This window comes from Bacillus sp. UNC125MFCrub1.1 (genome assembly GCF_000701305.1).
GTDB lineage: Bacteria > Bacillota > Bacilli > Bacillales > Bacillaceae > Bacillus > Bacillus altitudinis.
Genome location: NZ_KL370769.1, coordinates 718,729 through 744,896, shown reverse-complemented (window position 1 = coordinate 744,896; position 26,168 = coordinate 718,729). Strand labels below are relative to the sequence as shown.

The 26,168-nt window shown below is 40.2% G+C and carries 33 protein-coding genes; 28 read left to right on the top strand and 5 right to left on the bottom strand.

Annotated elements, in window-relative coordinates; genetic code table 11:
- Positions 1–13 precede the first annotated feature (13 nt).
- The gene (locus N521_RS16550; RefSeq protein WP_019743906.1) at positions 14–511 is read right to left on the bottom strand and encodes a L,D-transpeptidase family protein; all 498 of its coding nucleotides are present in this window, start codon (positions 509–511) and stop codon (positions 14–16) included.
- Positions 512–667: 156 nt separating this feature from the next.
- Positions 668–1,525: a metallophosphoesterase gene (locus N521_RS16545; RefSeq protein ID WP_035392214.1), complete on the bottom strand. Its 858-nt coding sequence runs from the start codon at positions 1,523–1,525 to the stop codon at positions 668–670.
- Between the two features lie 139 nt (positions 1,526–1,664).
- On the opposite strand from N521_RS16545, the gene fadH reads away from it, so the two are divergent.
- The 15 genes from fadH (at position 1,665) to N521_RS16470 (ending at position 12,734) form a co-directional block, all read left to right on the top strand.
- Complete coding sequence (gene fadH, locus N521_RS16540) at positions 1,665–2,429, top strand: 2,4-dienoyl-CoA reductase (protein ID WP_007498678.1); 765 nt, start codon at positions 1,665–1,667, stop codon at positions 2,427–2,429.
- Between the two features lie 64 nt (positions 2,430–2,493).
- Complete coding sequence (locus tag N521_RS16535; RefSeq protein WP_025207260.1) at positions 2,494–3,714, top strand: EAL domain-containing protein; 1,221 nt, start codon at positions 2,494–2,496, stop codon at positions 3,712–3,714.
- Positions 3,715–3,975: 261 nt separating this feature from the next.
- Positions 3,976–4,872 carry a manganese catalase family protein gene (locus tag N521_RS16530; RefSeq protein WP_035392211.1) on the top strand — a complete coding sequence of 299 codons (897 nt, stop codon included), beginning with the start codon at positions 3,976–3,978 and terminating at the stop codon, positions 4,870–4,872.
- A 184-nt stretch (positions 4,873–5,056) separates the two neighbouring features.
- On the top strand, positions 5,057–5,299 hold the full coding sequence (locus tag N521_RS16525; protein WP_003212254.1) for a YkuJ family protein: 243 nt from the start codon (positions 5,057–5,059) through the stop codon (positions 5,297–5,299).
- Positions 5,300–5,438: 139 nt separating this feature from the next.
- A complete protein-coding gene (locus N521_RS16520; protein ID WP_008348001.1) occupies positions 5,439–5,954 on the top strand; it encodes a ribonuclease H-like YkuK family protein in 516 nt (171 codons plus the stop codon).
- A 149-nt stretch (positions 5,955–6,103) separates the two neighbouring features.
- Positions 6,104–6,295, top strand: a complete 192-nt coding sequence (abbA, locus tag N521_RS16515) for an antirepressor AbbA (protein ID WP_008347999.1) — start codon at positions 6,104–6,106, stop codon at positions 6,293–6,295.
- Between the two features lie 146 nt (positions 6,296–6,441).
- The gene (gene cbpB, locus N521_RS16510; RefSeq protein WP_007498671.1) at positions 6,442–6,885 is read left to right on the top strand and encodes a cyclic-di-AMP-binding protein CbpB; all 444 of its coding nucleotides are present in this window, start codon (positions 6,442–6,444) and stop codon (positions 6,883–6,885) included.
- A gap of 96 nt (positions 6,886–6,981) precedes the next feature.
- Positions 6,982–7,863: a LysR family transcriptional regulator gene (locus tag N521_RS16505; RefSeq protein ID WP_007498669.1), complete on the top strand. Its 882-nt coding sequence runs from the start codon at positions 6,982–6,984 to the stop codon at positions 7,861–7,863.
- Positions 7,864–7,966: 103 nt separating this feature from the next.
- Positions 7,967–8,374 (top strand): DUF4275 family protein, encoded by a 408-nt coding sequence (locus N521_RS16500; RefSeq protein WP_017367152.1) that lies wholly within the window; start codon positions 7,967–7,969, stop codon positions 8,372–8,374.
- Between the two features lie 199 nt (positions 8,375–8,573).
- Entirely contained in the window at positions 8,574–9,050 is a 477-nt protein-coding gene (locus tag N521_RS16495; protein ID WP_017367153.1) for a flavodoxin, read from the top strand.
- Positions 9,040–9,933: a hypothetical protein gene (locus N521_RS16490; protein WP_035392208.1), complete on the top strand. Its 894-nt coding sequence runs from the start codon at positions 9,040–9,042 to the stop codon at positions 9,931–9,933. Before N521_RS16495 ends, N521_RS16490 begins: the two co-directional genes overlap by 11 nt.
- Positions 9,934–9,949: 16 nt before the next feature.
- Positions 9,950–10,408 carry a flavodoxin gene (locus N521_RS16485; RefSeq protein WP_035392205.1) on the top strand — a complete coding sequence of 153 codons (459 nt, stop codon included), beginning with the start codon at positions 9,950–9,952 and terminating at the stop codon, positions 10,406–10,408.
- Between the two features lie 109 nt (positions 10,409–10,517).
- On the top strand, positions 10,518–11,228 hold the full coding sequence (dapD, locus tag N521_RS16480) for a 2,3,4,5-tetrahydropyridine-2,6-dicarboxylate N-acetyltransferase (protein ID WP_008347987.1): 711 nt from the start codon (positions 10,518–10,520) through the stop codon (positions 11,226–11,228).
- 34 nt (positions 11,229–11,262) lie between these two features.
- The gene (locus tag N521_RS16475) at positions 11,263–12,441 is read left to right on the top strand and encodes an N-acetyldiaminopimelate deacetylase (RefSeq protein ID WP_046527697.1); all 1,179 of its coding nucleotides are present in this window, start codon (positions 11,263–11,265) and stop codon (positions 12,439–12,441) included.
- Between the two features lie 50 nt (positions 12,442–12,491).
- The gene (locus tag N521_RS16470; RefSeq protein WP_003211408.1) at positions 12,492–12,734 is read left to right on the top strand and encodes a YkuS family protein; all 243 of its coding nucleotides are present in this window, start codon (positions 12,492–12,494) and stop codon (positions 12,732–12,734) included.
- Between the two features lie 24 nt (positions 12,735–12,758).
- Here the strand turns inward: N521_RS16470 and N521_RS16465 are convergent, their stop codons facing one another.
- Positions 12,759–13,568 (bottom strand): mechanosensitive ion channel family protein, encoded by an 810-nt coding sequence (locus N521_RS16465; RefSeq protein ID WP_035392203.1) that lies wholly within the window; start codon positions 13,566–13,568, stop codon positions 12,759–12,761.
- A 271-nt stretch (positions 13,569–13,839) separates the two neighbouring features.
- Between N521_RS16465 and ahpA the strand changes: the two genes are divergently transcribed.
- From ahpA to N521_RS16450, 3 genes are all read left to right on the top strand, one after another.
- On the top strand, positions 13,840–14,382 hold the full coding sequence (ahpA, locus tag N521_RS16460) for a biofilm-specific peroxidase AhpA (protein ID WP_007498654.1): 543 nt from the start codon (positions 13,840–13,842) through the stop codon (positions 14,380–14,382).
- A gap of 276 nt (positions 14,383–14,658) precedes the next feature.
- Positions 14,659–15,117 carry a TlpA disulfide reductase family protein gene (locus N521_RS16455; protein ID WP_008345174.1) on the top strand — a complete coding sequence of 153 codons (459 nt, stop codon included), beginning with the start codon at positions 14,659–14,661 and terminating at the stop codon, positions 15,115–15,117.
- A 481-nt stretch (positions 15,118–15,598) separates the two neighbouring features.
- A complete protein-coding gene (locus N521_RS16450) occupies positions 15,599–16,180 on the top strand; it encodes a Rok-like winged helix domain-containing protein (protein WP_017367156.1) in 582 nt (193 codons plus the stop codon).
- A 62-nt stretch (positions 16,181–16,242) separates the two neighbouring features.
- Here the strand turns inward: N521_RS16450 and N521_RS16445 are convergent, their stop codons facing one another.
- Positions 16,243–17,160 (bottom strand): coiled-coil domain-containing protein, encoded by a 918-nt coding sequence (locus N521_RS16445; protein ID WP_035392200.1) that lies wholly within the window; start codon positions 17,158–17,160, stop codon positions 16,243–16,245.
- 83 nt (positions 17,161–17,243) lie between these two features.
- Here N521_RS16445 and N521_RS16440 point away from each other — a divergent pair, with 83 nt between their 5' ends.
- From N521_RS16440 to moaD, 6 genes are read left to right on the top strand one after another with little or no spacing between them, the layout of a single operon-like run.
- Positions 17,244–17,825: a molybdenum cofactor guanylyltransferase gene (locus tag N521_RS16440; protein WP_035392197.1), complete on the top strand. Its 582-nt coding sequence runs from the start codon at positions 17,244–17,246 to the stop codon at positions 17,823–17,825.
- 29 nt (positions 17,826–17,854) lie between these two features.
- Positions 17,855–18,871 carry a MoeB/ThiF family adenylyltransferase gene (locus N521_RS16435; RefSeq protein WP_035392194.1) on the top strand — a complete coding sequence of 339 codons (1,017 nt, stop codon included), beginning with the start codon at positions 17,855–17,857 and terminating at the stop codon, positions 18,869–18,871.
- A 9-nt stretch (positions 18,872–18,880) separates the two neighbouring features.
- A complete protein-coding gene (locus N521_RS16430) occupies positions 18,881–20,155 on the top strand; it encodes a molybdopterin molybdotransferase MoeA (RefSeq protein ID WP_035392191.1) in 1,275 nt (424 codons plus the stop codon).
- A complete protein-coding gene (gene mobB, locus N521_RS16425) occupies positions 20,137–20,664 on the top strand; it encodes a molybdopterin-guanine dinucleotide biosynthesis protein B (RefSeq protein ID WP_035392189.1) in 528 nt (175 codons plus the stop codon). The genes N521_RS16430 and mobB overlap by 19 nt, the downstream gene beginning before the upstream one ends.
- On the top strand, positions 20,657–21,148 hold the full coding sequence (locus tag N521_RS16420) for a molybdenum cofactor biosynthesis protein MoaE (protein WP_008345161.1): 492 nt from the start codon (positions 20,657–20,659) through the stop codon (positions 21,146–21,148). The genes mobB and N521_RS16420 overlap by 8 nt, the downstream gene beginning before the upstream one ends.
- Positions 21,141–21,374, top strand: coding sequence for a molybdopterin converting factor subunit 1 (gene moaD, locus N521_RS16415; protein WP_008345159.1), 234 nt, complete (start codon positions 21,141–21,143; stop codon positions 21,372–21,374). The genes N521_RS16420 and moaD overlap by 8 nt, the downstream gene beginning before the upstream one ends.
- A 46-nt stretch (positions 21,375–21,420) precedes the next feature.
- Here the strand turns inward: moaD and N521_RS16410 are convergent, their stop codons facing one another.
- A complete protein-coding gene (locus tag N521_RS16410; RefSeq protein WP_008345156.1) occupies positions 21,421–21,798 on the bottom strand; it encodes a Rok-like winged helix domain-containing protein in 378 nt (125 codons plus the stop codon).
- Positions 21,799–22,316: 518 nt separating this feature from the next.
- Between N521_RS16410 and N521_RS16405 the strand changes: the two genes are divergently transcribed.
- From N521_RS16405 to N521_RS16390, 4 genes are read left to right on the top strand one after another with little or no spacing between them, the layout of a single operon-like run.
- The gene (locus N521_RS16405; RefSeq protein ID WP_035392187.1) at positions 22,317–22,937 is read left to right on the top strand and encodes a YknW family membrane protein; all 621 of its coding nucleotides are present in this window, start codon (positions 22,317–22,319) and stop codon (positions 22,935–22,937) included.
- Between the two features lie 20 nt (positions 22,938–22,957).
- A complete protein-coding gene (locus N521_RS16400; protein ID WP_035392185.1) occupies positions 22,958–24,064 on the top strand; it encodes an efflux RND transporter periplasmic adaptor subunit in 1,107 nt (368 codons plus the stop codon).
- Entirely contained in the window at positions 24,061–24,762 is a 702-nt protein-coding gene (locus N521_RS16395) for an ABC transporter ATP-binding protein (RefSeq protein ID WP_017367165.1), read from the top strand. Before N521_RS16400 ends, N521_RS16395 begins: the two co-directional genes overlap by 4 nt.
- On the top strand, positions 24,749–25,942 hold the full coding sequence (locus N521_RS16390; RefSeq protein WP_035392183.1) for an ABC transporter permease: 1,194 nt from the start codon (positions 24,749–24,751) through the stop codon (positions 25,940–25,942). Before N521_RS16395 ends, N521_RS16390 begins: the two co-directional genes overlap by 14 nt.
- Positions 25,943–26,168: the final 226 nt, after the last annotated feature.

Genomic DNA, 26,168 nt, shown 5'->3' with positions numbered 1-26,168 from the left:
CAATTGATTTCTCCTACTGGCTAATGGTCACAGGTGTTCCATTTGGAACTATTGAAGCAAGTTCGATGACATTCTGATTGTACATGCGAATGCACCCTCTAGACACAGCTTTACCAATTGAAGACGGGTTATTCGTTCCATGGATGCCGTAATGAACTTTTGAAAGGCTCAGCCAATAGGCGCCAAAGGGACCTCCTGGGTTTGGCTGTCTGTTGACAATATAATAAGAACCTGTCGGTGTCATGTTTAATATTCTGCCAGTTGCGATCGGGTATGAGCGCAAGAGCTGTGATCCAGAAAACAGTACGAGACGTTTCGCTGAAATTGACACAGATATGCGGTAAGGGATCGTGTTAGGATCCGGTAACCCAGGGATGATGATGACTTCATTTTGTTCTGGCTCGCGGGTTTGAAGTGACGGATTTGCAGCCTTTAAAGCATCTGTCGTTGTTCGAAAATCAAGTGCTATTGAAGCAAGTGTTTCTCCACTTTTTACCGTGTATCGCAGCACGAAAGCACACTCCTTTTACTCAAATAAAAGAAGCCATGATCCCCGCCTCACATATACTATATGGACGGGATCAGGCCCAGTAAGGTTTCTCCTAACATTTGTCATGAGAATGATCTTTGTTTATACATATGCAGGAAAAGGTGATTTGGCTTCTCTTTACACGTGAGATGTTAAGGTGAAAAAAGTGATTTCAGGTTTGGCTAAAAACCGAAGCGGCAGTCTAGTTGTCCCAAGCCCGCGGTTGACATAAATACGGTGCTGATAGCTACCGTATAAGCCTTCGACATATGTACGCCCAAAAGGTGCTGTGAGAATCGGTCCATAGAAAGGAAACTGTATTTGACCACCATGCGTATGCCCAGAAAGCTGCAAGTTAATAGGTATTGTTTCAAGCTCTAGTGCGGCATCAGGCTCATGCACAAGCAATAACGTAAAGAGATCAGAAGAGACTTCTCGTTTGATGAAATGGTAATCAGGCATACTCATCATGAGGTCATCCAGTGTAGCGATCTGTATGCGTCCGCCTTCTTTTTCTAAGTGAAACACTTCATTTTTACATAATGTAAAACCGCAAGCTTTCATCGTTTCCTCATATAGATCGATGCCAAAAGGTCCGTAGTCATGATTTCCGCATATGGCAAACTTTCCAAACGGAGCATCAAGCTTAGACAAAGAGGCTTTGGCTTTTTCATGTTCTTCAATCGATGATTCAAAATCAACAAGATCACCTGTAAACACAATGAGATCGGGAGATGCAGCGTTGATTTTTTGGACAACAGTCTCTAAATCTTTTGCCGAAAATGTATCACTTAAATGAACGTCACTAAATTGCGCAATTTTAAATTGGTCAAAAGAAGCCGGTAGCTGAGCATCATGAATAGTGAGTGATACGGTGTCGATCATGCGCGGTTCAATGTACCGAGCATAGCCATAACCGGATGTAGTCGCCAAAAGTCCGAGAATACTCGCACCAGCTGCTCCTTTTAAAAATTGCCTACGGGAAAGTTGCTTCATATAAGACTCCTTTAAAAATAAAATTAAGTATAGCATGATTTTTGATGAATCTCCCATATGGTGTATGGAGGGGAAATCATGATATGATAGATGGATAATGAATGAATAGTCATTCAAAACACACAAAGGAGGAGAACAAATGACGAAGCAAACAGTGATTGTCACAGGGGGATCAAGCGGAATGGGAAAGGCGATGGCGACTCATTTGGCACTCGGGGGCTGGAATGTTTTGATTACTGGAAGAACAGAAGAGACCCTTGAAACAACGGCAAATGAAATCAAACAGCAAGGTGGTTCGATCGCTTATTTTCAAATGGACGTGCGACATCCAGAAGATGCTGATCAAATGGTGAAGTTTGCAGTAGATACATTTGGTGATGTGGATGCACTCATCAATAACGCAGCAGGCAACTTTTTAGTTCCAGCAGAAAAACTGTCTCCTAACGGCTGGAAAGCGGTCATTGATATTGTGCTAAATGGCACCTTTTTTTGCAGCCATGCAGTGGGCAACTATTGGATTCGTCAAAAGAAAAGCGGAAGTATGATCAACATGGTCGCCACATATGCATGGGGGGCTGGTGTTGGTGTAGCGCATTCAGCAGCCGCAAAAGCAGGCGTACTATCACTTACCAGAACGCTTGCAGTCGAATGGGGAAAGCAATATCGCATTCGCGTAAATGCCATTGCGCCGGGGCCAATTGAAAGAACAGGTGGTGCAGATAAACTGTGGGAATCAGAAGAGGCTGCCCAAAGAACATTAGATAGTGTTCCGCTCGGTAGACTTGGCACACCAGAAGAAATTGCAGAACTTGCGAGTTTCTTATTATCTGAGCATGCATCTTATATTAATGGAGATTGTATCACGATGGATGGGGGGCAATGGCTCAACCAATCACCATTTTGAATGACCGTGTAAGACCTGCTTTTGATATGGTATAATCACACAAAGAGAGAAGCAGGTGATGAAAATGGTCGATCCATTGGATATTTTAACGAATATTGAAGATGTTTTCCCGCACTATCAAGCGATCTTCAGTGCGGAGGAACAAAAAGTGATAGGCTATGAGATTCTTGGAAGAATGAAGCTTGAGTCGGGAACAGTTAGTCTAGGCTCCTTCTTTACGGATTCATCTATTCCTGACGAATATAAATTGGAAGTAGATCACAAAGTATTAAGTCAAGCGCTTGATCTCTTCACAACCGCAGATGAAGATTTGCTCATCTTTATTAATCATGATGCGAACGTCCTCATGCTTGATCATGGCGAAAGTTTTTTAGAACTTTTAAAAGAATATGAAGCAAAGGGTATTCAGCTTAGCCGGTTTGTCATTGAAATTACTGAACATACGTTTAGCGGCGACATTGAACAGCTTTACCATACGTTAACGTATTATCGTACATATGGGATCAAAATCGCCGTATCTAATATAGGAAAAGAAAGCAGCAATCTTGACCGGATTGCTCTGCTTTCACCTGATCTATTAAAAATAGATCTACAGGCTTTAAGAGCTTCGTCTCCATCTCCTTCCTATGAATATGTGTTATACAGCATTTCACTTCTTGCAAGAAAAATAGGAGCGGCTTTAATCTATGAAGACATTGAAGCGAATTTTCAGCTGCAATATGCATGGAGAAATGGCGGAAGATATTTTCAAGGCTTCTATCTTCACGAGCCTGCGGCACAATTAATTGACCGGAACAAACGAAAAGAAAAGCTTAAAGAAGAATTTCAGCAATTCATTGCCCATGAGAAAAAGAAACTCCAAGCTGTCTATGAACATTCTGAAACCTTTTATAAGCGAATACATCAAGCCGTCAGTACGTTAAAAAAATCATGCAGCACAAATGATGAACTTATACAAAAACTGGCACATGAACTAACCGATTGCAGCTTTCGCATTTATATGTGTAATGAAGAAGGGTTTCAAATCACTGGGAATGTGTTTAAGAAAGAGAAAGAATGGCTGTTTCAGCCAGAGTATATAGAGAAAAACTGGAGCTGGCGCCCTTATTTTCTAGCGAATATTCTTCAAATGAGAATTAGCGGAAAAGGATTCTTCAGCGATATCTACAGTGATTTAGAAACTGGAGAACGAATACGTACGTTTTCTTATCCGTTAGAGGGAGACGTGTATTTGTTTGTAGATCTTCCGTATGCTTATCTATATGAGCAGGAAGGATTAATTTAAAAACAGCCGTCATGGCTGTTTTTTTTATTAGAAAAAAGATAGAAAAAATGGTTGACAATGAAACTGATAATCATTATCATTTAGTTATAGAGAGAAGCTACTCTCTGTTCCCCAACCCCTCTATCAGATCAAGATCCAAAAAACTTGGCGCTACCCCCGCCAAGTTTTTTTTGTGCGCCAATCATTCCCTTCATGCATAGGACATCCCAATTCATCCATACACCTTAAATGATGATAGTTAGACAGTAGGAGGGAAAAGTCATGATCAAACGTGACAAGCGGCTGCTGATTGATTTACCAATGCCTGATCACCCAGATGCAAATGGTGCAGCGGCTGTGCAAGAATTACTCGGCGGAAAATTTGGTGAAATGTCCACATTAAATAACTACATGTTTCAATCGTTTAACTTTAGAGGGAAACGAAAGCTCAAACCATTTTATGATCTTGTATCAAGTATTACAGCTGAAGAATTCGGTCATGTAGAGCTTGTGACAACTGCAGTCAATCTCATGATTACGGGAACCACCCATGGGGGCGATCCAGATACGACCCCGATGAAAGCGGCTGTTGATAAACGAAATACGCAGCATTTTATCCAAATGGCACAAACAGGCTATCCGTTTGACTCCATGGCAAAGCCGTGGACAGGTGAGAATGTGTTCTCAAGTGGTAATCTGATTCTGGATCTTCTTCATAACTTCTTCCTAGAGTGCGGAGCTCGTACGCATAAAATGCGCGTATATGAAATGACGGATCACCCTACGGCAAGAGAAATGATCGGTTATTTACTTGTCAGAGGCGGCGTACATGTTGTGGCGTATGCAAAAGCCCTTGAGGTAGCGACAGGAGTAGATGTTGGGAAGATGCTGCCGATTCCAAATCTCGACAATAAATACTTTGATTCTGCAAGAAAGTTTGAAGATCAAAATGTTCATACAAAGCTGTATACATTTAGTGACACGGATTATAAGGATATCAATCAAATTTGGAAAGGAAACCATCCGATTGATGGAAAGCCGCTGACAGTTATTGAGGGCACGCCAAAAGGTGCACCCGTGCCAGATTATAGAGATTTGCCGGAAGAGTTTGCTCCAGGTATTTCAAAAGAAGATTTTGACGAAATTGCGAAACGCCTGATGAGATCGGCCGGTTTATAAAAAACAAGATGCATGAGATAAGAAAAAAGACTCAAAATAAAAAAACAGATTCTTTTTCTTTTTTTGAATTCAAGAGGAAAAATATCATCTGAGAACACTTTATGGTATGATGCTTTGTAGGACTTGTGTATAATCAATACGGGTTCATCTTGAGTTGTTTTTTTGAAAGGAGTCTTTTTTTAGAATGTCACAATTAATGGGTATCATTACAAGGCTGCAAAGTCTTCAAGAGACAGCAGAAGCTGCAAACGAGCCGGCACAGCGTTATTTCGAAGTGAACGGTGAGAAAATCTGTAGTGTTAAGTATTTCGAAAAGAATCAAACGTTTGAATTGACTGTTTTTCAACAAGGGGATAAGCCAAACACTTTCCCATTTGACAACATTGATATGATTTCGATTGAGATTTTTGAGCTTCTACAATCCTAAGCTGAATCGTATGAAATGTTTTTTCTAAGAATTCCTTCGTTGATTGCGGAAGCATACACTTCATAGGTGATAAGCAAAAGGAAGATGATCATTCAGTGCAATATTCGGATAAGAGACCATTTAAAAGGAGTTCCTTTCTGTGAGTGATTCTTTTTTCTTTAATCTTTCTGAAGAGCATTTAGCGTTTTCTGATGTTGTCATGAGAATGAAAGACTTTATTCAAAAAGACCCGAGATCTGTTTATGTACTATCAATTGGTACGGACTCTCAGGTCAATCAGAATGTCACAACATTTATGACTGCAATTCATCTTCACCGGATCGGCAAAGGAGCTTGGGGCTGTCTCACGCAGCAAGTGTTGAATCGGCCTGTACAAAGTCTTAGAGAAAAAATTTCATTAGAGACAGCGTTTAGCCAAAAGGTATGTGCAGACATCCTTGAGGGACCTTTAACAGAACTGATGGATTTGCTTCTTCCGTTTGCTGAGGAAGGGGCAGACCTTCGTTTTGAAGTCCATCTAGATATTGGCAAAAAAGGAAGTACAAAAGAGCTGATCCAGGAAATGACCGGAATGATCACAGCCATGGGAATTGAAGCAAAAATAAAACCCGACTCATACGCAGCATTTTGCTACGCCAATCGATACACAAAATAAATTCCGTCATTTTTCTCCAAACGTTGTCGAAACGTGCGGTTGACGATTCGATTCTAGTTCCTTATTCTAGCTGTATAGAGAGGAAGCAGACATTCAAACGCCTGCTAATCAATATAAAAGCATATATGAAACAGGGGGCCTGATGTTGAATGAGCGTCATCGAAAATCGTTTTAATGAAGAAGAGAAAAAGCTATTATTAAACGTATTACTGAATCAGGAATATGCTGTCGAATTACTAAGCAGTGAGATCAATGATATAGAATGTGGAACAAAAAATGTCGACGACAATACGTATAAGAAATTGATCACATTGTATGACAGAGTAAGGTTTGAGAATTAATATCGATTGAACATTCTATTAGATACTCTACGCTGAGTATCTTTTTTATGCAGAAAAAAATCTTTCGACAAAATTCGTTTTAGTTTATGCTTAATGTTAAAGGGGAATGTATGATTGATGATTGAGAGAAAAGGGGTCGAAGAAACATGATAGAGATAGAACCGGCTCAATTACTTGAGTCAACAGTAGCTGAGCATATGATTGATGCAGATAAAGTGGCACACGTTCAAATTGGAAATAATCTTGAACACGCCCTATTGGTCCTGACAAAAACAGGATATACAGCCATACCTGTTCTGGATGCTTCTTATCACCTTCATGGGTTAATTGGAACAAATATGATTATGGATAAAATCTTTGGCTTAGAACGAATTGAATTTGAAAAGCTCGACCAATTGAAGGTAGAAGAGGTCATGCTATCAGATATTCCAAGACTGAAAACGACCGATCCTGTTTTAAAAGGTGTTCACGCTGTGACGAATAATGGATTTGTTTGTGTGGAAAATGAAGAGCAAGTATTCGAAGGGATTTTCACTCGGCGTGTTGTATTAAAGCGCTTAAATGAAGTCATTCATTCCGCAAAAAAATGAGCTGCAGCCCAGCTTATTTTTTTTGCCTTCATAAGCTATTATTTATATAATGACTATATAAAATAAGAAAAACTTATCGAGAGAAGGAGGGCGCCCATGCAGCTTCAAGAGTTACATATGCTTGTTGTACTTAGTGAGGAATTGAATATGAGAAAGGCTTCAGAGCGGCTCTTTGTCTCTCAGCCTGCCTTATCTCAAAGGCTGCAAACGATTGAAAAAGAGTGGGGAACCAAAATCTTTTTTCGTTCACAAAAAGGCTTGACAGTCACTTCAGCTGGCGAACAGATCATTCAATTCGCCAAAGAGGTCACGACTGAGCAGGATCGAGTGCGAGAGAGAATTGACGAGCTTGAAGGAGACATTCACGGTACACTCAAGCTTGCAGTTGCGTCCATTATTGGTCAGCACTGGCTGCCAAAGGTGTTGAAGCGGTATGTCGAGAAATACCCAAATGCCAAAGTATCTCTTGTGACAGGCTGGAGCAGTGAGATGCTTAAAAGTCTGTATGAAGACCATGTCCACATCGGCATCATTCGCGGGAATCCTGATTGGAAGGGCACAAAGGAATACTTAATGACCGATCATTTATATTTAGTCGATTCTGTCATCAAGGACGTGGATGAGTTAATTGAGACAGAACGCCCGTTTATTCAATTTAAAAGTGATAGCACCTATTATCAAGAAATTCAGCACTGGTGGCATCAAAAGTTTAAAGTGTCGCCAAAACAGACGATTCTTGTGGACCAGATTGAGACATGTAAACAAATGGCCTATCACGGTATCGGCTACGCCATTTTGCCTTCGGTCACCCTATATGATCATGAGAAAAGCGTACACAAAACCCCGCTCGTAGACGCAAATGGAGAGCAAATCGGACGTGACACGTGGCTGTTAGGATATGAAGCCTCTTTTCAGTTAAAACAAGTTCAAGCATTTGTTGGTGTGGTGAAAGAAATGCTTGAAAGTGAGGCAGTGTAAGTACTTCTGGAAGAGGAGGTGCTTTTTTAGGATAAGTAGTTTGATTAGGTTTCTAATAGATTTACCCGTTCCATACTGAAAAAACAGAAAGCTGGAAGAAATGATGAGAAATCAACGAAAAAAGAAGACGGATATACCGAAGTGGGGAACTTATTTACGCGAGAGATGGCGTGGACGTTTTGCAAGTCATCTTTCTTTAGAAGAACAAAAAGAGATTGGGATGGATGGCTTCCTATGGCACTTATGTAGCTGGGGAAAAGTTGAATGCCTTGAAAAAGAGGCAGCGATCAACGCCTTTCATCAGCAATCAAAGCATACATGTACTCTTTTTTATCAATTTACTCAAGAAGCGTATCTGTTTGAAAACGCCGCTGACCTGTCAGTGAAGGAATTGCCATATACAGACGGACACATGGACTATAGCGATCTGTATGTCATGGATTGGGAAGAAAATTGGACATTTGTGATGACGCACGAAACCGATTGCGGTCCATATTTTATTCAGAAATAAAAAAAGAGTACATCACAAAGAGATAGAGTGATGATCAATTAAAGCCGCCTTCCAATTGGAATGAGCGGTTTTTTGATGTACGTCATGTGTATTTTGAACAGCACCTTTTCATAAAACATTTGACAATGAAAATCATTATCATTTAAAGTGTACATATAATAATTGAAAATGATTATCATTTAGATGAGGTGACCAATAGATGAAAGCACTAATTGCATTTGCGAGTATGTCTGGCAATACGGAAGATATGGCAGCGATCTTAAAACAAACGCTTGAAGGAAAAGGGATAGAGACAGAGATGATGGAATTTGACGACACAAGTGCAGAAGATCTTTCTTCATACGATTATGTCATGATCGGCTCTTACACATGGGGTGACGGTGATTTACCTTATGAAGCTGAAGATTTTTATGAAGAGGTCTCATCCCTTGAACTTTCTCACATCAAAGCGGCGGTATTTGGATCAGGCGATTACAGTTATCCGAAGTTTTGCGAGGCTGTTCATACCTTTCATGACATGCTGAAATCGACAGGTGCATCCGTATTTCCTGAAACATTGAAAATGGAACTTGCGCCAGATACAGATGAAGATGTGGCGTGCTGTGAGGAGTTTGCAACGAGCTTTTTAACGTGGGCATCATTGTCTGAGAAAAGAGTTGAAAATCATGTTTCATAAAGGTGCGACAGCTGTTGCTGCGTCTAAAAGTGGCGGCTACTTTGTTGCTGTCAAACGAGAAGGTATTTTTCATTACAGTGTGGAGGGCGGATGGCAGCAGCTTTTTAAGCTTAAGCATAAAATCCATGCTATCAGTTATATTGGTCCTTATTTGTTCGGTGTTGGTGAAAATGGAACTGTCATACGATCAGGAGATGAGGGCCACACATGGGCGCTATCATCTTTTCCGACAAATGCAGTTGTTTGGTCTATTACAGGACGCAAAGATGGGTTTGTATGCGCACATGGAAAGCATAGTATTTATGTGTCAACCGATTTCGGAATTTCCTGGGAAATTATGAAGCCATTTGCTCATGTAAATCACCCCCCTGTGATTCGCTCATTATGTGTAGCGGGCGATTATCTTTATATTGGAACACAGATTCATGAGGTGCATGGAGGAATATGGGTGTATGACTTGCAAAGTGAACAGGTTTTTCTCCTAAACAGAGAAGAGCACCGAATGACTGCTTCTATGCTGCTTTGCGGGGAACACCTCCTTGTCTGTGCGTTGGGATCTAAAAAAGGGAAAAGAGGGTCTGTTCAAATTTTAGACTTACATACAAATATGCTGCATGATATTCAATCACAAGCTTTTGCGCGAGAGGAATCATTTTTGGATGTGTCAGAGGATAACGGCATTGTGTATGTGACCACCTCACAGGACGAGCATGGATTTTCTAAGGTGTATCAGCTTGATATAGAGCAAAAAGAGCTCAAGTGGTTTGATACGATCAAAGGGCATGGTTTTCGTGTCGCCAATCAAAAGGAGAATTTTTTCTGTGCGGGTTTATATGAAAGTAAGTTTGTCAGGCCTTATGAGGAACCTGCACTGATTCATTAATAAGGAGGAAGAAAAAGTGACGAAAAGAGTTTTATTGGTGTATGCCACAATGTCAGGAAATACAGAAGCAATGGCTGATTTAATCGAAAAAGGATTAAAGGAAGCTGGGGCTAGCGTGGACCGGCATGAAGCGATGGATATTGATGCTGAACTTCTTCATGATTACTCGCACATTCTGTTAGGTGCATATACTTGGGGAGATGGTGATCTTCCAGATGATTTTATTGATCTATATGAGGAAATGGAAGAGCTTGATTTGACGGGTAAAGCATTTGCTGTATTCGGTTCTGGAGATACATCTTATGAACATTTTTGCGGAGCTGTGGATTTAATTGAAGAAAAAGTGAAGGAGCTGGGCGGTGATATCGTCCTGCCATCCATCAAAATTGAGCTGAATCCAGAAGGAAACGAGGAAGAGGAATTGATTTCTTTTGGTAGACAATTTGTTCATCTTCACCAGCAAGAAGCGGGATAAAGAGGCCCGCTTGTTTTATTTGCCAAGGCGCAGACGATTCTTTCACTTGTCATTAAAACTCTCCTTTGGTACAGTAATGAAGTATAAATTAAGAGGAGGACATACATACATGAAACAAATGGACGCTAATGAAATTATTTCATTTATTCAAAATAGTACAAAATCAACACCTGTTAAAGTTTACATTAAAGGTGACTTAGAAGGTATTGAATTTGGTGAACATGCAAAAACATTTATTACAGGCAATACAGGTGTTGTCTTCGGTGAGTGGAGCGAAATTCAAGAAGCTCTAGCATCAAACAAAGACAAAATTGAAGATGTTGTCGTGGAAAATGACCGTCGTAACTCTGCGATTCCTATGTTGGATTTGAAAAACATCAAAGCACGTATTGAGCCAGGTGCAATTATTCGTGATCAAGTGGAAATTGGCGACAATGCAGTCATCATGATGGGTGCTTCTATTAATATCGGTTCAGTCATCGGTGAAGGTACGATGATTGATATGAACGTTGTTCTTGGCGGCCGTGCGACAGTAGGTAAGAACTGTCATATCGGTGCGGGATCTGTTCTTGCAGGTGTCATTGAGCCGCCTTCTGCTAAGCCAGTTGTAGTAGAAGATGATGTTGTCATTGGTGCAAACGCTGTTGTTTTAGAAGGTGTGACAATTGGGAAAGGTGCGGTTGTAGCAGCTGGAGCGATCGTTGTGAACGATGTCGAGCCTTACACGGTTGTAGCAGGTACACCTGCAAAGAAAATTAAAGACATTGATGAAAAAACAAAAGGTAAAACTGAAATCAAACAAGAACTGCGTCAGCTTTAATTGACACAATTCGCAGCTGAAGACATAGACGTGGATGATATATCCACGTCTTATTCGTATAGAGGAAAGGAAGCGAGTTCACTTGTTAAATCGTGAGCAATTAATATCCATTCGAAGAGATTTGCACCAAATTCCTGAGCTTGGTTTTAAGGAATTTAAAACACAAGCTTACCTCATCAAGCATCTCGAATCGTACCCAACAGATCGAATCGAGATGGAAACATGGCGGACTGGACTTTTTGTGAAAGTAAAAGGGACAAATCCTACGCGCGTCTTTGCGTATCGTGCAGATATGGACGGATTATCTATCCCTGAAGAAACGGGCTATCCATTTCAATCGGTACATGAAGGCCACATGCATGCATGTGGACATGATCTTCATATGACCATTGCTCTTGGTATCATTGATCATTTCGTGCATCAGCCAATCAAAGAAGATCTGCTATTTATTTTCCAACCGGCAGAAGAAGGGCCAGGCGGAGCTGAACCAATGCTTACAAGTGATGTTCTAAAAAAATGGACGCCAGACTTTATTACAGCACTGCATATTGCACCTGAATATCCAGTCGGCACGATTGCAACAAAGCCGGGCCTATTATTTGCTAATACGAGTGAGCTTGTGATCGATCTTGAAGGAAAAGGCGGGCATGCCGCATACCCTCATTTAGCAAATGATATGGTGGTGGCTGCAAGTGCACTAGTAGGGCAGCTGCAATCGGTGATTTCACGTAATGTGGACCCGCTTGATAGTGCCGTCATTACAGTTGGCACGATTACAGGTGGCACTGCTCAAAATATCATTGCGCAGCACGCAAAGCTTGATGGAACCATTCGCACGCTCTCGCCAGAGTCTATGGAAAAGGTGAGAAAACGAATTGAAGCACTTGCAAAGGGAATTGAAATTGGCTATGAATGCAAGGCGACAGTTCGATACCCTTCATCTTATTACGAAGTGGACAATTCAAAGGATTTGACAGAAGAATTTATGTCATATGTAGCCGAAGAAGGTCTTGCAAATGTCATTGAATGCAGAGAAGCGATGACAGGAGAAGATTTCGGCTACATGCTGAAAAAATATCCCGGGTTCATGTTTTGGCTAGGGGTAGATTCAGAATATGGTCTGCACCATGCAAAACTCACGCCTGACGAAAATGCGATTGAAACTGCTGTAAACGTCATGACAGCTTATTTTAAAAAGCAAGCAGGTGAATGAATAATCAAATGGTCTCCTGTACACCTTATGAACAGGAGGTGTTCTTGATTATGACAAGAATTGGTGTAGAACCATCTTTATCCGATGTAGAAGAACTTTTGAAGCAAAAAGGGTATGATGTCGTACGTATTCAAAATGAACAGCAAATGGATCAGTGTGACTGTTATGTGGTCACAGGGTTAGATTCAAATGTTCTTGGCATTTCAGACACAACGACAAAGGCATCTGTCATTACAGCGTCAGGTATGACGGCTGATGAAATTTGTCAAGAAGTAGAACAGCGTGTTCAATAAAACTAACAAAAAAGAACCAGGATATTATGATCCTGGTTCTTTTTGCTCTTTGGCTAGATCAAGTGCTTCTTTCATTTTTTTGCGCAGAATTCGTTCGACACGCCACTGCTCCATCGTTTCAGTTTTTGCAATGATACGAAGGACGAGAGATGAGGAGCCAAATGCCTCCACTCCAACGACTTGAGGACCTTCGATGATTTGTGGCATGCCCTCACGAACTTCATCACAGGCTGCCTGCAAAGTGGTGATCATCTGATCCACATTTTCATCTGGGGATAATTCGATATCAACGAGTGCCTGCATCGTCCCTCGTGAATGATTGCTCACATTGAGTATACTTCGGTTCGGAATGAAATGAAGAGTGCCATCAAAGCTTCTAAGCTGTGTTGTTCTCAGTCCAATTTGTTCAACGATCCCATCAAAACCAGCAACCGTTATATACTCACCGACATCAAATTGTTTTTCGAGCAGTATGAAGAATCCTGTCACAATATCACTCACTAATCCCTGAGCGCCAAATCCAATGGCAAGTCCTACAACACCTGCGCCAGCCAGCAAGGCGGTTGGGTTATAATGAAATAAGTCGAGGATCATGACAACTAGAATAAAAATTAACAAGTAGGCGAAGATATTTAAGGTAAGACTTTGCAGCGTTTGAGCTCGTGATAAAGAGACATCGTGCTTCTCAGAGAATGCTGAATAGGCACGCTTAATCATCTTGTTTCCAATCGCTCTGATGATAAAATAAATCACAAAAATAGCAATGAGTTTTAGAAAAATCATACTGATATTCATGATGATGGAAACCCAATCTACTTGTTCAAGTGCTTTCATGATCTTCAAAACCTTTCTATGTATGTGCGAAATGAGAAGCTAATCATTTGTTCCCTTATGCAAGTCATGTTAAACTTTTAATAGTTGGAGCGAAAGATTGTGACAAATCGTTAATTAAATTTATTATTAATTAATATTGACTAAAAATCGCTTAAGTATTATAATTATATTTGTGAAGTTATTAACTAAATGAGAATTTAACCTATTGATTCTCATTTTATATACAGCTAAGAAGTCTGTATAAAGATATTATTTTTGGAGGGATTTACATATGGCAGAGCGTTTTGTAGGAAAACAAGCTCCACGTTTTGAAATGGAAGCAGTACTTGCTAATAAGGAATTTGGTAAAGTGAGTTTAGAGGAAAACATCAAGAATGACAAATGGACAGTTCTTTTCTTCTATCCAATGGATTTCACTTTTGTTTGTCCAACTGAAATTACAGCAATGAGCGATCGTTATGATGAGTTTGAAGATTTAGATGCAGAAATTATCGGTGTATCTACTGATACAATCCATACGCATCTTGCTTGGATCAACACAGATCGTAAAGACAATGGTCTTGGAGAATTAAAATACCCACTAGCTGCTGACACAAACCACACAGTATCTAGAGAATACGGTGTTTTAATTGAAGAAGAAGGAATTGCACTTCGTGGTCTATTCATCATTAACCCAGAAGGCGAACTTCAATATCAAACAGTATTCCACAACAATATCGGTCGTGATGTAGATGAGACACTACGTGTTCTTCAAGCATTACAAACTGGTGGACTTTGCCCAGCGAACTGGAAACCTGGTCAAAAAACACTTTAATTGATAGTTGAAGAAACAGTCTAACGGGTGTTAGACCTTCAGATTGTTGACAAAGGGCTAAAATGTTGTTTATTTTAGCCCTTTGTCTTCTTTTCAGCGTGATAGAAAACCTTTGCAGCCCTAGGAAGGACGAGTACTGGCGCAAAGCGAATGTGACATTCGTGAGCACCAGCACGCAGGACTGACAAAGAATGCGAGGGTTTGTCTACACGCTGGGGTCTAACTGATGTTAGACCTTTTTGTTTCGAGACATACAATGGATGGAGGCGCTTCAAAATGAAATTACGTCAACCAATGCCAGAACTAACTGGTGCAAAAGAATGGTTAAATGGAGAAGTAACAAGAGAAGAATTAATTGGTGATAAACCAACATTGATCCACTTCTGGTCAGTTAGCTGCCACCTTTGTAAAGAGGCGATGCCGCAAGTGAACCAATTCCGTGATGAATACAAGGATCAACTAAACGTGATCGCAGTTCATATGCCACGTTCAGAGGATGACCTAGATCTAGAAAAAATCAAAGAGGTTGCAAATGAGCATGAAATCACACAGCCAATCTTTGTAGACAGCGACCATAAACTAACAGAAGCATTTGAGAACGAATATGTACCAGCTTATTATGTATTCGATAAAACAGGTGCTTTACGCCACTTCCAAGCTGGCGGAAGCGGTATGAAAATGCTTGAAAAACGCGTCAATCGAGTTCTTTCTGAGTCTGAAAAGGCTGCAGAATAGGCTTTCCCCCCATGAATGGGGGTTTTTTCATGGGGAAAAATAGGAGACATATTGCACTGGATGAATATGATTGTAGGTGGAATGCCTAAGAAAAGAGAAAATGAGGGATTTCATTAAAAAAATTTCCTGAAACAAAAAGGTATTATGACCTATTTACATTTTTATTTTGAAATGAAAATGTAAAGATTTTAACTTTTTACTATTCAGAACGTTTTTGCACAAAAGAAATTTCAGTTTGGTAAATAACTATATAAATCAAGTAGTATAAGCATTTATTCAAAATTTTTACAATATTTTAAAGGTGGTCAAAAGCCTATAGTGGCAATGAAATGGGTGCCGATTTTTCTTCTTTGGCAAAATTTTAGTTGGAAATACCTATCTGATAGCAAACTGTAAAATGATAAAAAAATAGTTGATAAAATTAGTTTTCTAATCTAATATTTACTATAGAATATTTTTTATATGATGAGGGGGAAATCCATTGTTTAATGAGAGGGAAGCGTTACGTTTACGATTGGAACAATTAAACGAAGCAGAAGTAAAGGTCATCCGTGAATATCAAATTGAACGAGATGCGATTTACGCAAAACTAAGAGAATTAGACCGTCAAGGTACAGGTCTCGTCACAGATACAAAAAAAGAAGTGCGTACAGAGAGAAAAACGGATTCATTGCCTGTATTAGCTGAGCTGGCTGCACAAGAAATGAGAAGCTACCAGCAGCCTGCGCAAACGCAGTCAAACGTTACATCATCTTTAGGAACAGGTCAGTTAAATGGTGCACCTGTAGGTATTCCTGAAGGATCTACAAGACGCAGAAGAGGCACAGCTAGACCTGGATCAAAGGCAGCTAAGCTTCGTGAAGCTGCAATCAAAACATTAAAGCGTCATAATGCGGCGATTAAAAGCTCTGAACTTCAAAAAGAGATTGAAAAAGAGAGCGGTCTTGAAATTCCAAATATGACAACGTTTATGCAAAGCTTAATTAAAATGTACCCAGAAGTGAAGAAACCTTATCGCGGACAGTATATTTTAGAAGGCGACATTCAAACAGAAGACGAATAAATAAAAAAAAAACTGCTGGGCGTAAATGCCAGCAGTTTTTTCTTGCGTACATGATGAACTGATCACTTTTTTTGATCAACTGTATAGACAATCTTTCGTTCTTTGGGCATGTTGTCACGCTGTTTTTTAAATCCATCGATCTTCACTGTCATGACTTCTCCATTCCGCTGCACCGCATCAACTTTTGCCTGGAGCGTTTCTACTTGTTCGTTTAGTTTCTTCAAAATCGGTCCTATTTCTTCGGTTGTTTGCAAAATAGGGTCTTGTGAGAACGGCTCGGCATTTGTTTGGGGTGACTGGTCGATATCAGCAAAATGAGAAGCGATCCATTCCTCGCTTTCGGCTAACTGTTTTTGATAGCTCGTGAGCGTTTCATAAAAAATGGCTTCTTTTGCTTTTTCGATTTGCAGTAATTTTTCTTGTGTTTCATAAAAACGCTCCTGTAGATGCCGGACGCCTTCTTGTAATAAATGAAGCTCTGCGTTTTTATCGCCTAGAGTTTGCTGCAGTTTTTCAATCACAGCGGATAAAGTATTTCCTTTTTTCTCCTCTTTTGCAAGCTGTTTATCTTGGGCTAGTAATCGCTCCTGTAGTTGCTGAGACATTTCCTTATATTTTACAACCTTCAAATGCAATCGGTGCTTTTCCTCTGTTTCTTTTCGTCTATGATAGGTTTCCTTTTGCAGCATTTCATGAAGAAGGACGATTTTATGTAATAATTCCGATTTGCTATAAGAGAGATCCTGTATTTTAGATGATGCTTCGTCTTGGTCAATGGTCATTTCATCCAATTGCTGTTTTAATTGAGTGAAATCCTTTTTCATCTCATGATATTCTTGAGATAGCTTCTTGTTTTTAGCATAGGTATACGTGGACTGTAAATCTGAAATCATCTGTTGATATTTGGCCGTTTCAGCTTTTAAAAATAGATTTTCTTGAGACAGATCATGGAATAGGGGAGAAGCATGGCGCCGGTTCATAGGTAGACCCTCCTTATTCATGTTATCAATAAAGTATGCGAAATGAGTGCGATTAGAACAACCATATCAAAGGGGATGAGATGATGAGAATAGTGAATGTGATACTAGCTGGAGGTGCTTCTAGGCGTTTTGGAGAGCCAAAGGCAAGTCATGTCTATCAGGGGAAACCACTATATGAACATGTGAAAGAGCAACTTTTGAAAGGGGAAACCATCATCATCAGTCACCCGAAGCTTCTGCCTTTTTTCAAAGCAAGAGGGGAACAAGCTGTTTGGTTAGATGATGAACAGGTGCGTGGGTATGGCCCGCTTGCAGGCATATATACCGCTATGCAAAAGCAAGAAGCAGATTGGTATTTAGTGACGGCATGTGATATGCCATTCATACGAAAAGAGACAGCCGTCGCTTTATCTTCTTATTGCCATGAAAATGTAGATGCTGTGGTCCCGATGGTGCAGGAAAGATTACAGCCGTTATTTGCGCTTTATCACCGCCGCAGTCTTCCGTTTATTTCTGCGTGCTTAAAAGAGAATCAATTAGCTATCAAAGATTTATTACAAAAACTTCACGTCCAGGTTGTTCCAGCCGACGAACTGAACGTGGCACCAAATGAATTTCACAATATCAATAAAAGAAGCGATTTACCTGAAAACGGTATGATATGATACATAAAAACGAGAAGGAGAGAACAATATTGAACGAGCGATATTCAAGGCAAATCTTGTTCCCTCCGGTAGGCGAAAAAGGGCAATCTGCGCTTGCCGAAAGTCATGTCCTTATTGTTGGAGCTGGTGCACTTGGAACAGCGTCTGCTGAAGGGCTTGTCCGATCTGGAATTGGTACTTTGACAATTGTAGATCGTGATTATGTCGAATTCTCAAATTTACAGCGGCAGCAGCTGTACACTGAACGCGATGCAAAGATGCATGTGCCAAAAGCGGTAGCAGCTAAAAAACGTCTCCAAGAGATCAACCATGAAGTGACCATTCACGCCCTTATTGAAGATGCAGGAGTAGAGCTGTTAAGACCTTTATTCCGAAAAGCAAATATCGTCATTGATGCGACTGATAATTTTGAGACAAGAATGGTGATGAATGACTTATCTTTAGAAACAAATACGCCTTGGATTTACGGTGCCTGTGTGAGCAGTCAGGGAATGTATATGACCATTTTGCCGGGCAAAACACCTTGCTTATCCTGTGTGTTTACCTCAGTGCCTGTTGGGGGTTTGACATGTGATACAGCTGGTATTATTTCTCCTGCTGTCCAAATGGTGTCGGCTTATCAGCAAACAGAGGCATTAAAATATTTAACTGGGCATGAAGAGCAAATGGAGCGAAAGTTTGTCACGTTTGATTTGTGGCAGTCGTCTTCGTTTAAAATGGATGTATCTCGTACGAAGCAGGAGAGCTGTCCATCTTGCGGCATAAATAGAACGTATCCATATTTAGATGAACAGCGAAAAAAAACAGCGATTCTTTGCGGGCGTGACACCATTCAGATCATATCGAAGGATTTAGAAAACCTTTCATTTCAGCATGTAAAAGAGCGTCTGTCATCTATTTGTGAGGTGGAAGTGAACGATTTTTTAATTCATATAAGCTATGAAAGACACCGTATCGTTTGTTTTAAAGGAGGACGTGTATTAATCCATGGGACAAATGATGAAAGAGTAGCCAATTCATTACTAGCAAGACTGCTAGGCATATAGGAGTGAGAAGTGATGGAAAGACGACAGCCAATTCCAGTAGAAGAGGCAGTAAAGAAAGTCCACCAATTTCAAAAACATGGACAAGTCGAATGGGTTCCTTTAAAGAACAGCCTTGGAAGATATATTGCAGAGGATATTTTAGCAGACCATGATGTTCCTGCCTTTGATCGTTCTCCGTATGATGGTTTTGCACTTCGAGCAGAAGATACAAAGGATGCATCGAGCGAGCATCCGGTTGAATTTGAGGTCATTGATCATATAGGGGCAGGTATTGTTTCTGCAAAAACGATCGGTCCTTTTCAAGCGATTCGCATCATGACAGGAGCGAAGATTCCAAAAGGAGCAAATGTTGTGATCATGCTCGAATTGACGAAAACGTTTGAAAAAGACGGTAAATCAATGATGTCACTTAAAAGACCTCTGAAAAAGGGTGACAATATTTCTCGGCAAGGAGAAGAGACCCTCAAAGGGAACGTCATGATCAAAAAAGGCTCAAAAGTAACCCCAGGCGTGACGGCGATATTAGCAACGTTCGGGTATGCGGTTGTGCCAGTCGTCAAAAAACCGGTGATCGGTATCATCTCAACAGGTACCGAGCTCCTACAAGTAAGTGATGCCATGGTGGACGGTAAAATTAGAAATAGTAACCTAAGCATGGTATACGCTCAGGTTCTTGAAGCTGGAGGAGAACCGCTTGATTTAGGCGGTGTATCCGATGATTTTGATCAAAGCTATGAAGCAGTAAAAGCAGCCTTAAGCAAAGTTGATATGCTCATCACAACAGGTGGTGTATCGGTAGGTGATTTTGACTTTTTACCTGCTATTTATGAAAAACTAGGTGCAGAGGTGTTGTTTAATAAAGTCGCCATGAGACCTGGAAGTGTGACGACCGTTGCGGCGTTGCCAAATGGTCAATTGCTTTATGGGCTGTCAGGAAATCCGGCTGCCTGTTTTGTTGGCTTTGAACTATTTGTCAAACCGATCATTTATAAATGGTGTTTGAAAGAAAATCCATTTCCCGTTTTTGCTGAGGCGAAGCTGACACATGATTTTCCAAAAGCCAATCCGTTCACACGATTTGTTAGAGCATCACTTGATTTCGCTGGCAGCCAGCTGAGTGTGACGCCAACCGGTCTTGATAAATCTAGTGCGGTGACATCTATTGCTCATGCTGATTGTTTCATTGTTTTGCCTGGAGGAACAAGAGGGTTTAGTGCAGGTGACCAGGTCAGCGTTCTGCTATTTCACCACGAAGGCGGTGCTCCATGTTGGATGACAAATTAAACATTCTACAAGTCGTGGGCTATCAAAATAGTGGTAAAACGACGCTGATCGAAAAATTATGTCAGCTGGCGGATGAAGAAGAAATGCAGCTAGGCTGCTTCAAACATCACGGACATGGTGGAAAGCCAGACCGTCTGTTCAAACAAAAAGATACGGACCGATATGTTCAAGCGGGTGCATTTGCTGCTGGTGTGGAGGGAGAAGGTGAATGTCACTTTTTCATACGGCACATGACATTCACACAACTAATCAACATGTGTCAGCATCTTCCTTTAGATGCCGTCTTGATCGAAGGATACAAACAAGCGCCTTACCGCAAAATCCTGTGTGTCAAAGACGAACAGGAACTCATTGATCTTTCGACACTTTCTCATATACAAGCAGCCATTTATTTCGATAAAGAAATACAGTTCACCGAGAAATACCCGTTTCCTGTGTTTTCAGCATTTGACAAGCACGGGATCACATTTGCTTTTAATTTATTGAAGGGGGAAGCCTCGTATGAATGAACTTTTTAAGATCACAAAAGAGCCAATTGATGTGAATGAATTGATTCAGCATGTCACAAGGCGCAAAGCGGGAGCCATTACGACATTCATAGGCACGGTAAGAGAATGGACAAATGGCAAAAAAACGCTGCGTTTAACATATGAAGCATACATACCAATGGCGGAAAATATGTTGAGTCAAATTGGACAAGAAATTAAAAAACGCTGGCCCGATACAGAAGCTGCTATTGTGCATCGTATTGGCACTCTTGAGATATGTGACATTGCAGTGGCAATAGCTGTTTCATCACCTCATCGGAAAGCTGCATACGAAGCCAATGAATATGCGATTGAACGAATAAAGGAAATAGTTCCTATTTGGAAAAAGGAATACTGGGAAGATGGTGAGGCTTGGATAGGTGATCAGCTTGAAACCGTTTCTTACCCTGAAGGAAAACCTAGTACTCTCCAACTTAACGAGAAAGAAGGGAAGCGGCATGATTAGCGTATTATTGTTCGCCGGCCTTGCTGAGAAGGCCGGTAAACAACAAATCATCATTCAAAAAGATCAAACAACGGTTGATGAGATTAAAATAGAATTACAGGAGGTATATGGTGTTGATACTGCACAAAACGTGATGGTTGCAGTCAACGAAATATATACGAGGGGAAATGCTGAAGTGCGTAGCGGGGACACTGTTGCACTCATTCCTCCTGTAAGTGGTGGATAATAGATATTAGAGGATTTGGTTATGGCCAGCGGCTGTAACCAATTTTTTATGTGTGAAAAGATTGTAGAGGTACTTGGGTATGATCTTCGTAAATAAAACATCCCCGGCGTGCTTTAGAAATGTGAGGATCGAGCTGTTGAATGAGATCATACAATTCGCTGATTCGTCTCACATTGAAATCTGTTTGAGCTTGAAGCTGTTCTTTTAGTTCTTTTGTGCTCACGATGCTTCCCTTTTTTTCTTTAATAATATCTACACACCTTGCTGCGTAGTATATTTTGTCATTAGAAGGTCTGCTCTCTTTCATATCAAGTAATTTGAGCTCATGATAAATCAGTTCTCTTTCCTTTCTAAAGTATTGCCATGCTTCTTGTTCCTTTTCATAAAGTAAAATCAATTGCATTTTCAATTTTTCTCTTAACATTCACTTGACTCCATTTCCACTATCATTTAACCTACCTCTATTTTACATTATATGAAAAAATAACATTTGATCAAGTAAAATCCTTTTATTTTTATTTTTTTAATATGAAAGTATTGATACTAAAGGCTCATCTGTTCTATAAAAGGCGCTAAACATAGTCCTATAAAGCCGGGATTCATTGAAATTACTAGGAATATTTTAACAAAAAATTGTTGTGTCTAACTGAGATCATCTGAATCCAAAGGAAAAGGATATTTATTCCGAAAGACATGTTGTTTACTTCATAAAATGTTTTTCAGTCAGTAAAATCATGATTTTTTCATATGAATATGGTCGGATCAAGGTATCATTTGAAAGATGTCGTTCATGAAAATAGAATAATAGATTCAATCCTATCACTATGAAAATAAGAAAATCAAATGATCTATCACTTATTGGCAATCTTTTGATAAAATAGAAACAACAAGAGTATGAAAAAACGATTCCATACTTACAGCACATGGAGAGGATGACATTTGATGAAAGAAACAACGCAAAAACCCACAATAATAGGCGTAAGCACAAGACCATCAGAGCATTTAAAAAGAGTGTGGGAGCAGCCATTCGTTTGGTGGCCTTTATCATGTGTGCTTGTATTAACAGTTGTTGTCACTTATTTGTCTCAGCTAGTGAATGAAGGATTGTGGGCAGATTTAATTTTACCAATCCCTTTCGTTTATGTGATCACGCTCATTGGTCTGGTCATTGGGATTGTCATTAATACTGCTGTATACAAGTTCATCGTCTTTTTGGCAAAAGGTGATGCAACATTTCATCAGCTGTTTTCAGGTGTACTGTATATCACGCCTATTACGATCATTGGTACGATTATTTCTCATTTGGCGATCATTTTTTTTCATGTGCCAAAAGATATCACGGTTACCTCATTAAACGCATTCATTCGAATGTCTGGTCCATGGCATGCCGTGTTAGCCAATATCGATCTTTTTGTGATCTGGAATCTTGTTTTAACAGGCTTTTTATTGATCAAAGTCGGCCGCATTTCGCCAAGAATATCTTGGATTATTGTGAGTGTCTTTTATGTATTATCTTTAATTTTTCAATATCTAGGAACTACGATCACCATCAACATGCAGTAAGCTGGGGGTAGAATGTTTTTATGAGAAAGAAAATCATTATCGGATCCATTATCATTATTGTGATTGGTCTATTCATTGGATTTAATATTGCAAAAAACCAATCAAAGCCTGCCTCTACGGCATCATTTAAAACAGTCCAACTTGCATCAAAAGAAATAACTTCTACGGTGATGACGCCTGGAACACTTTCATTCTCGGAGGAGCAATTCATTTATACAGAAGAGGAGAAGGGAAGCCTGAATCATATCGCTGTGAAAGAAGGAGAAAAGGTGAAAGCTGGAACACCGCTCCTTACATATGAAAATAAGGAACTGGAGCTTGAAGAACAGCAGCAAGCACTTGCGGCTGAATCAAGTACACTAAAGCTTGAACAATTACAAAATAGACTCAATACATTAGATGAAAATCAGGGGAAAAAGGCGGGCTCTGATTCGAAAAACGAGCGAGATCAGCTTGAACTCGAACTCAAAGCTGCTGAATTAGAGCAAAAACAAGCGGAGCTTAACCAAGAAAAAGTAAAGGCACAAATAGAAGATTTAACGATACATAGCAAAATTGAAGGAACAGTCATCTCCATCGAGCAAGATGCTGGCGCAGGGAAGCTAGAAGAGAGACAGCCGGTGATCCATATTGGCAATGAGAAAAAAATGATCGTACGAGGCTTAATCACTGAGTATGACGCTATGAAAGTCAAAAAGAAACAAAAAGTAAAGGTAACGTCTGATGTCATTCGCGGAAAGAGCTGGCAAGGAGTGGTGAAAAAAGTGGGCGCTGTGCCTGCCCAGTCAACAGCAGAAACAGCTGCAAGTGATCAAACGGTACAATATCCAGTCGAAATTGAAATAAAAGGGAAAAAACCGGATGCAAAACCAGGCTTTAAAATGATCATGGAAATTGAAACGGACAAGCGTCAAGTGCTCACAATTCCTGAAACAGCCGTGAAAAAAGAGAAAGATGGTTCATACGTTTATGTTGTTGAAAAGAATGCATTGAAGAAAGTAAGAGTGACATTAGGTGAAACGTCAGGTCATGATCTTGAAGTGACGAAAGGTTTAACAAAAGAAGATCAAATCATTGCAGAGCCATCAGATGAGATGTATGACGGAATGGAAGTGAATGCTGAATGATTCAGCTTTCAAACGTGACAAAAAGCTACGAAGTCGCTGAGGAGACATTTGATGTATTAAGTGATGTGGACCTTGTCATTGGTAAAGGCGAGTATATGTCCATTATGGGCCCGTCCGGCTCTGGAAAATCAACGTTAATGAATATCATCGGCTGTTTGGACCACCCGACCTCCGGACAGTACCATTTTCAAGGTATGGAGCTGTCGGCAGCAAAGGATCAAGAACTGGCAGTGATTCGAAATCGATCCATTGGTTTTGTTTTTCAACAATTTTATTTACTGCCTAGATTAAATGCGAGGCGAAATGTTGAACTTCCAATGATTTATGCTGGTATCAGTCAAAAGGAAAGAAAAGAACGTGCGGAAATGGCACTTGAAAAGGTTGGTTTGGCAGATCGAATGAAGCATATGCCAAACGAGTTGTCAGGGGGTCAAAAGCAAAGAGTAGCCATCGCACGTGCGATTGTCAATGAGCCGAAGCTCATCTTGGCAGATGAACCAACAGGCGCTCTTGATTCAAAAACGAGCGGCTCGATTATGGAACAGTTTACAAAGCTCAATGAGGAAGGAACAACGGTTGTGCTAGTTACTCATGAAGAAGAAATAGCTGCGTATACAAACCGGATAGTCGTTGTAAGAGATGGACGCCTCGTTCAAGATAGATTGATACAAGGAGACGCAATGAATGAAACTCTTTGAAAATATCAAAATAGCGCTGAATTCTGTCTTAGCTCATAAATTGCGGTCTATTTTAACAATGCTTGGCATTATTATTGGGGTTGGATCAGTGATTGCAGTCGTTGCCATCGGTCAAGGCGGAGAGCAAATGCTGAAAGAATCAATTTCAGGGCCAAACAATACCATTGATATGACCTATACACCCTCTGATGAGGAGTTAAATGCGAATCCTAATGCGTTATTTGAAGCCACATTTACTGAAGAAGACATTCAAAGTGTTCAAGCATTGAATGGGGTTAAACAGGTTGCCTCCTCCACTGCACAAGGCATGCAATTAAGATTCCAAGATACAACAATAGATGCAACGGTCAATGGGATTAATGAAGGCTACACGAATGTACACTCATTACATATAGCAGAAGGACAGGACTTACGTGAAATCGATTTTAGGAGCGGAAGAAGGGCAGCTGTTATTTCAGAAGGGATACAAAAAGAATTGTTTAATGGAGAGAAGGCAGTAGGCGAGTTGATTTGGATGAATGGACAGCCGGTTGAGGTGATCGGAGTTTTAGCAAAACAGGAAGGGCTGTTTTCATTTGATATGAATGAAATATATGTCCCTTTTGCAATGCTGACAACTGCATTTGGTGTGAAAGAATATGATAAGTTGTCTATTCAAGTCGCACATGCTGATCAAATGAAAGAAGTGGGAAAGAGTGCGGCTGCACGCTTAAATGAAAATCACCATACAGAAGATGCTTACGAAATGATCAATCTGGAAGAGATTGCAGCAGGCATTGGTCAAATTACGTCAGTCATGACAACAATCATTGGCTCAATTGCTGGAATCTCATTACTTGTCGGCGGCATTGGTGTCATGAATATTATGCTCGTATCTGTCACAGAAAGAACAAGAGAAATCGGAATTCGAAAGGCACTTGGGGCAACTAGGGCTCAAATACTCGTTCAGTTTTTAATTGAGTCTGTCGTCCTTACACTGATCGGTGGGTTACTTGGAATTGCGCTTGGCTTCGGAGGTGCTTCACTTGTGTCACTGTTTGCAGGGTGGCCTTCTCTTGTATCGTGGCAAATCGTATGTGGAGGCGTCCTATTTAGTATGCTCATTGGTATTATTTTTGGACTGATTCCTGCCAATAAAGCAGCGAGGCTCGATCCTATTGAATCACTTAGATATGAATAATCCTAAAGTTAACTTTCAAAGTGCTGACAAGAAGGTAGAACGAGATATATTGCCTGCTGCTCCACACCTGAAGCTTTTATGCAAAACGCATAAAGGCTTTTTTTCGTTCAATTGAATGAAATGAAAAATGATAGAAATGCTAATATCATGACTTTCTTCTCAATGTCACATATTTTTCAGTTTACAAATGGTACATATAAAGGTAAGATGACCATTGTGAAAGATT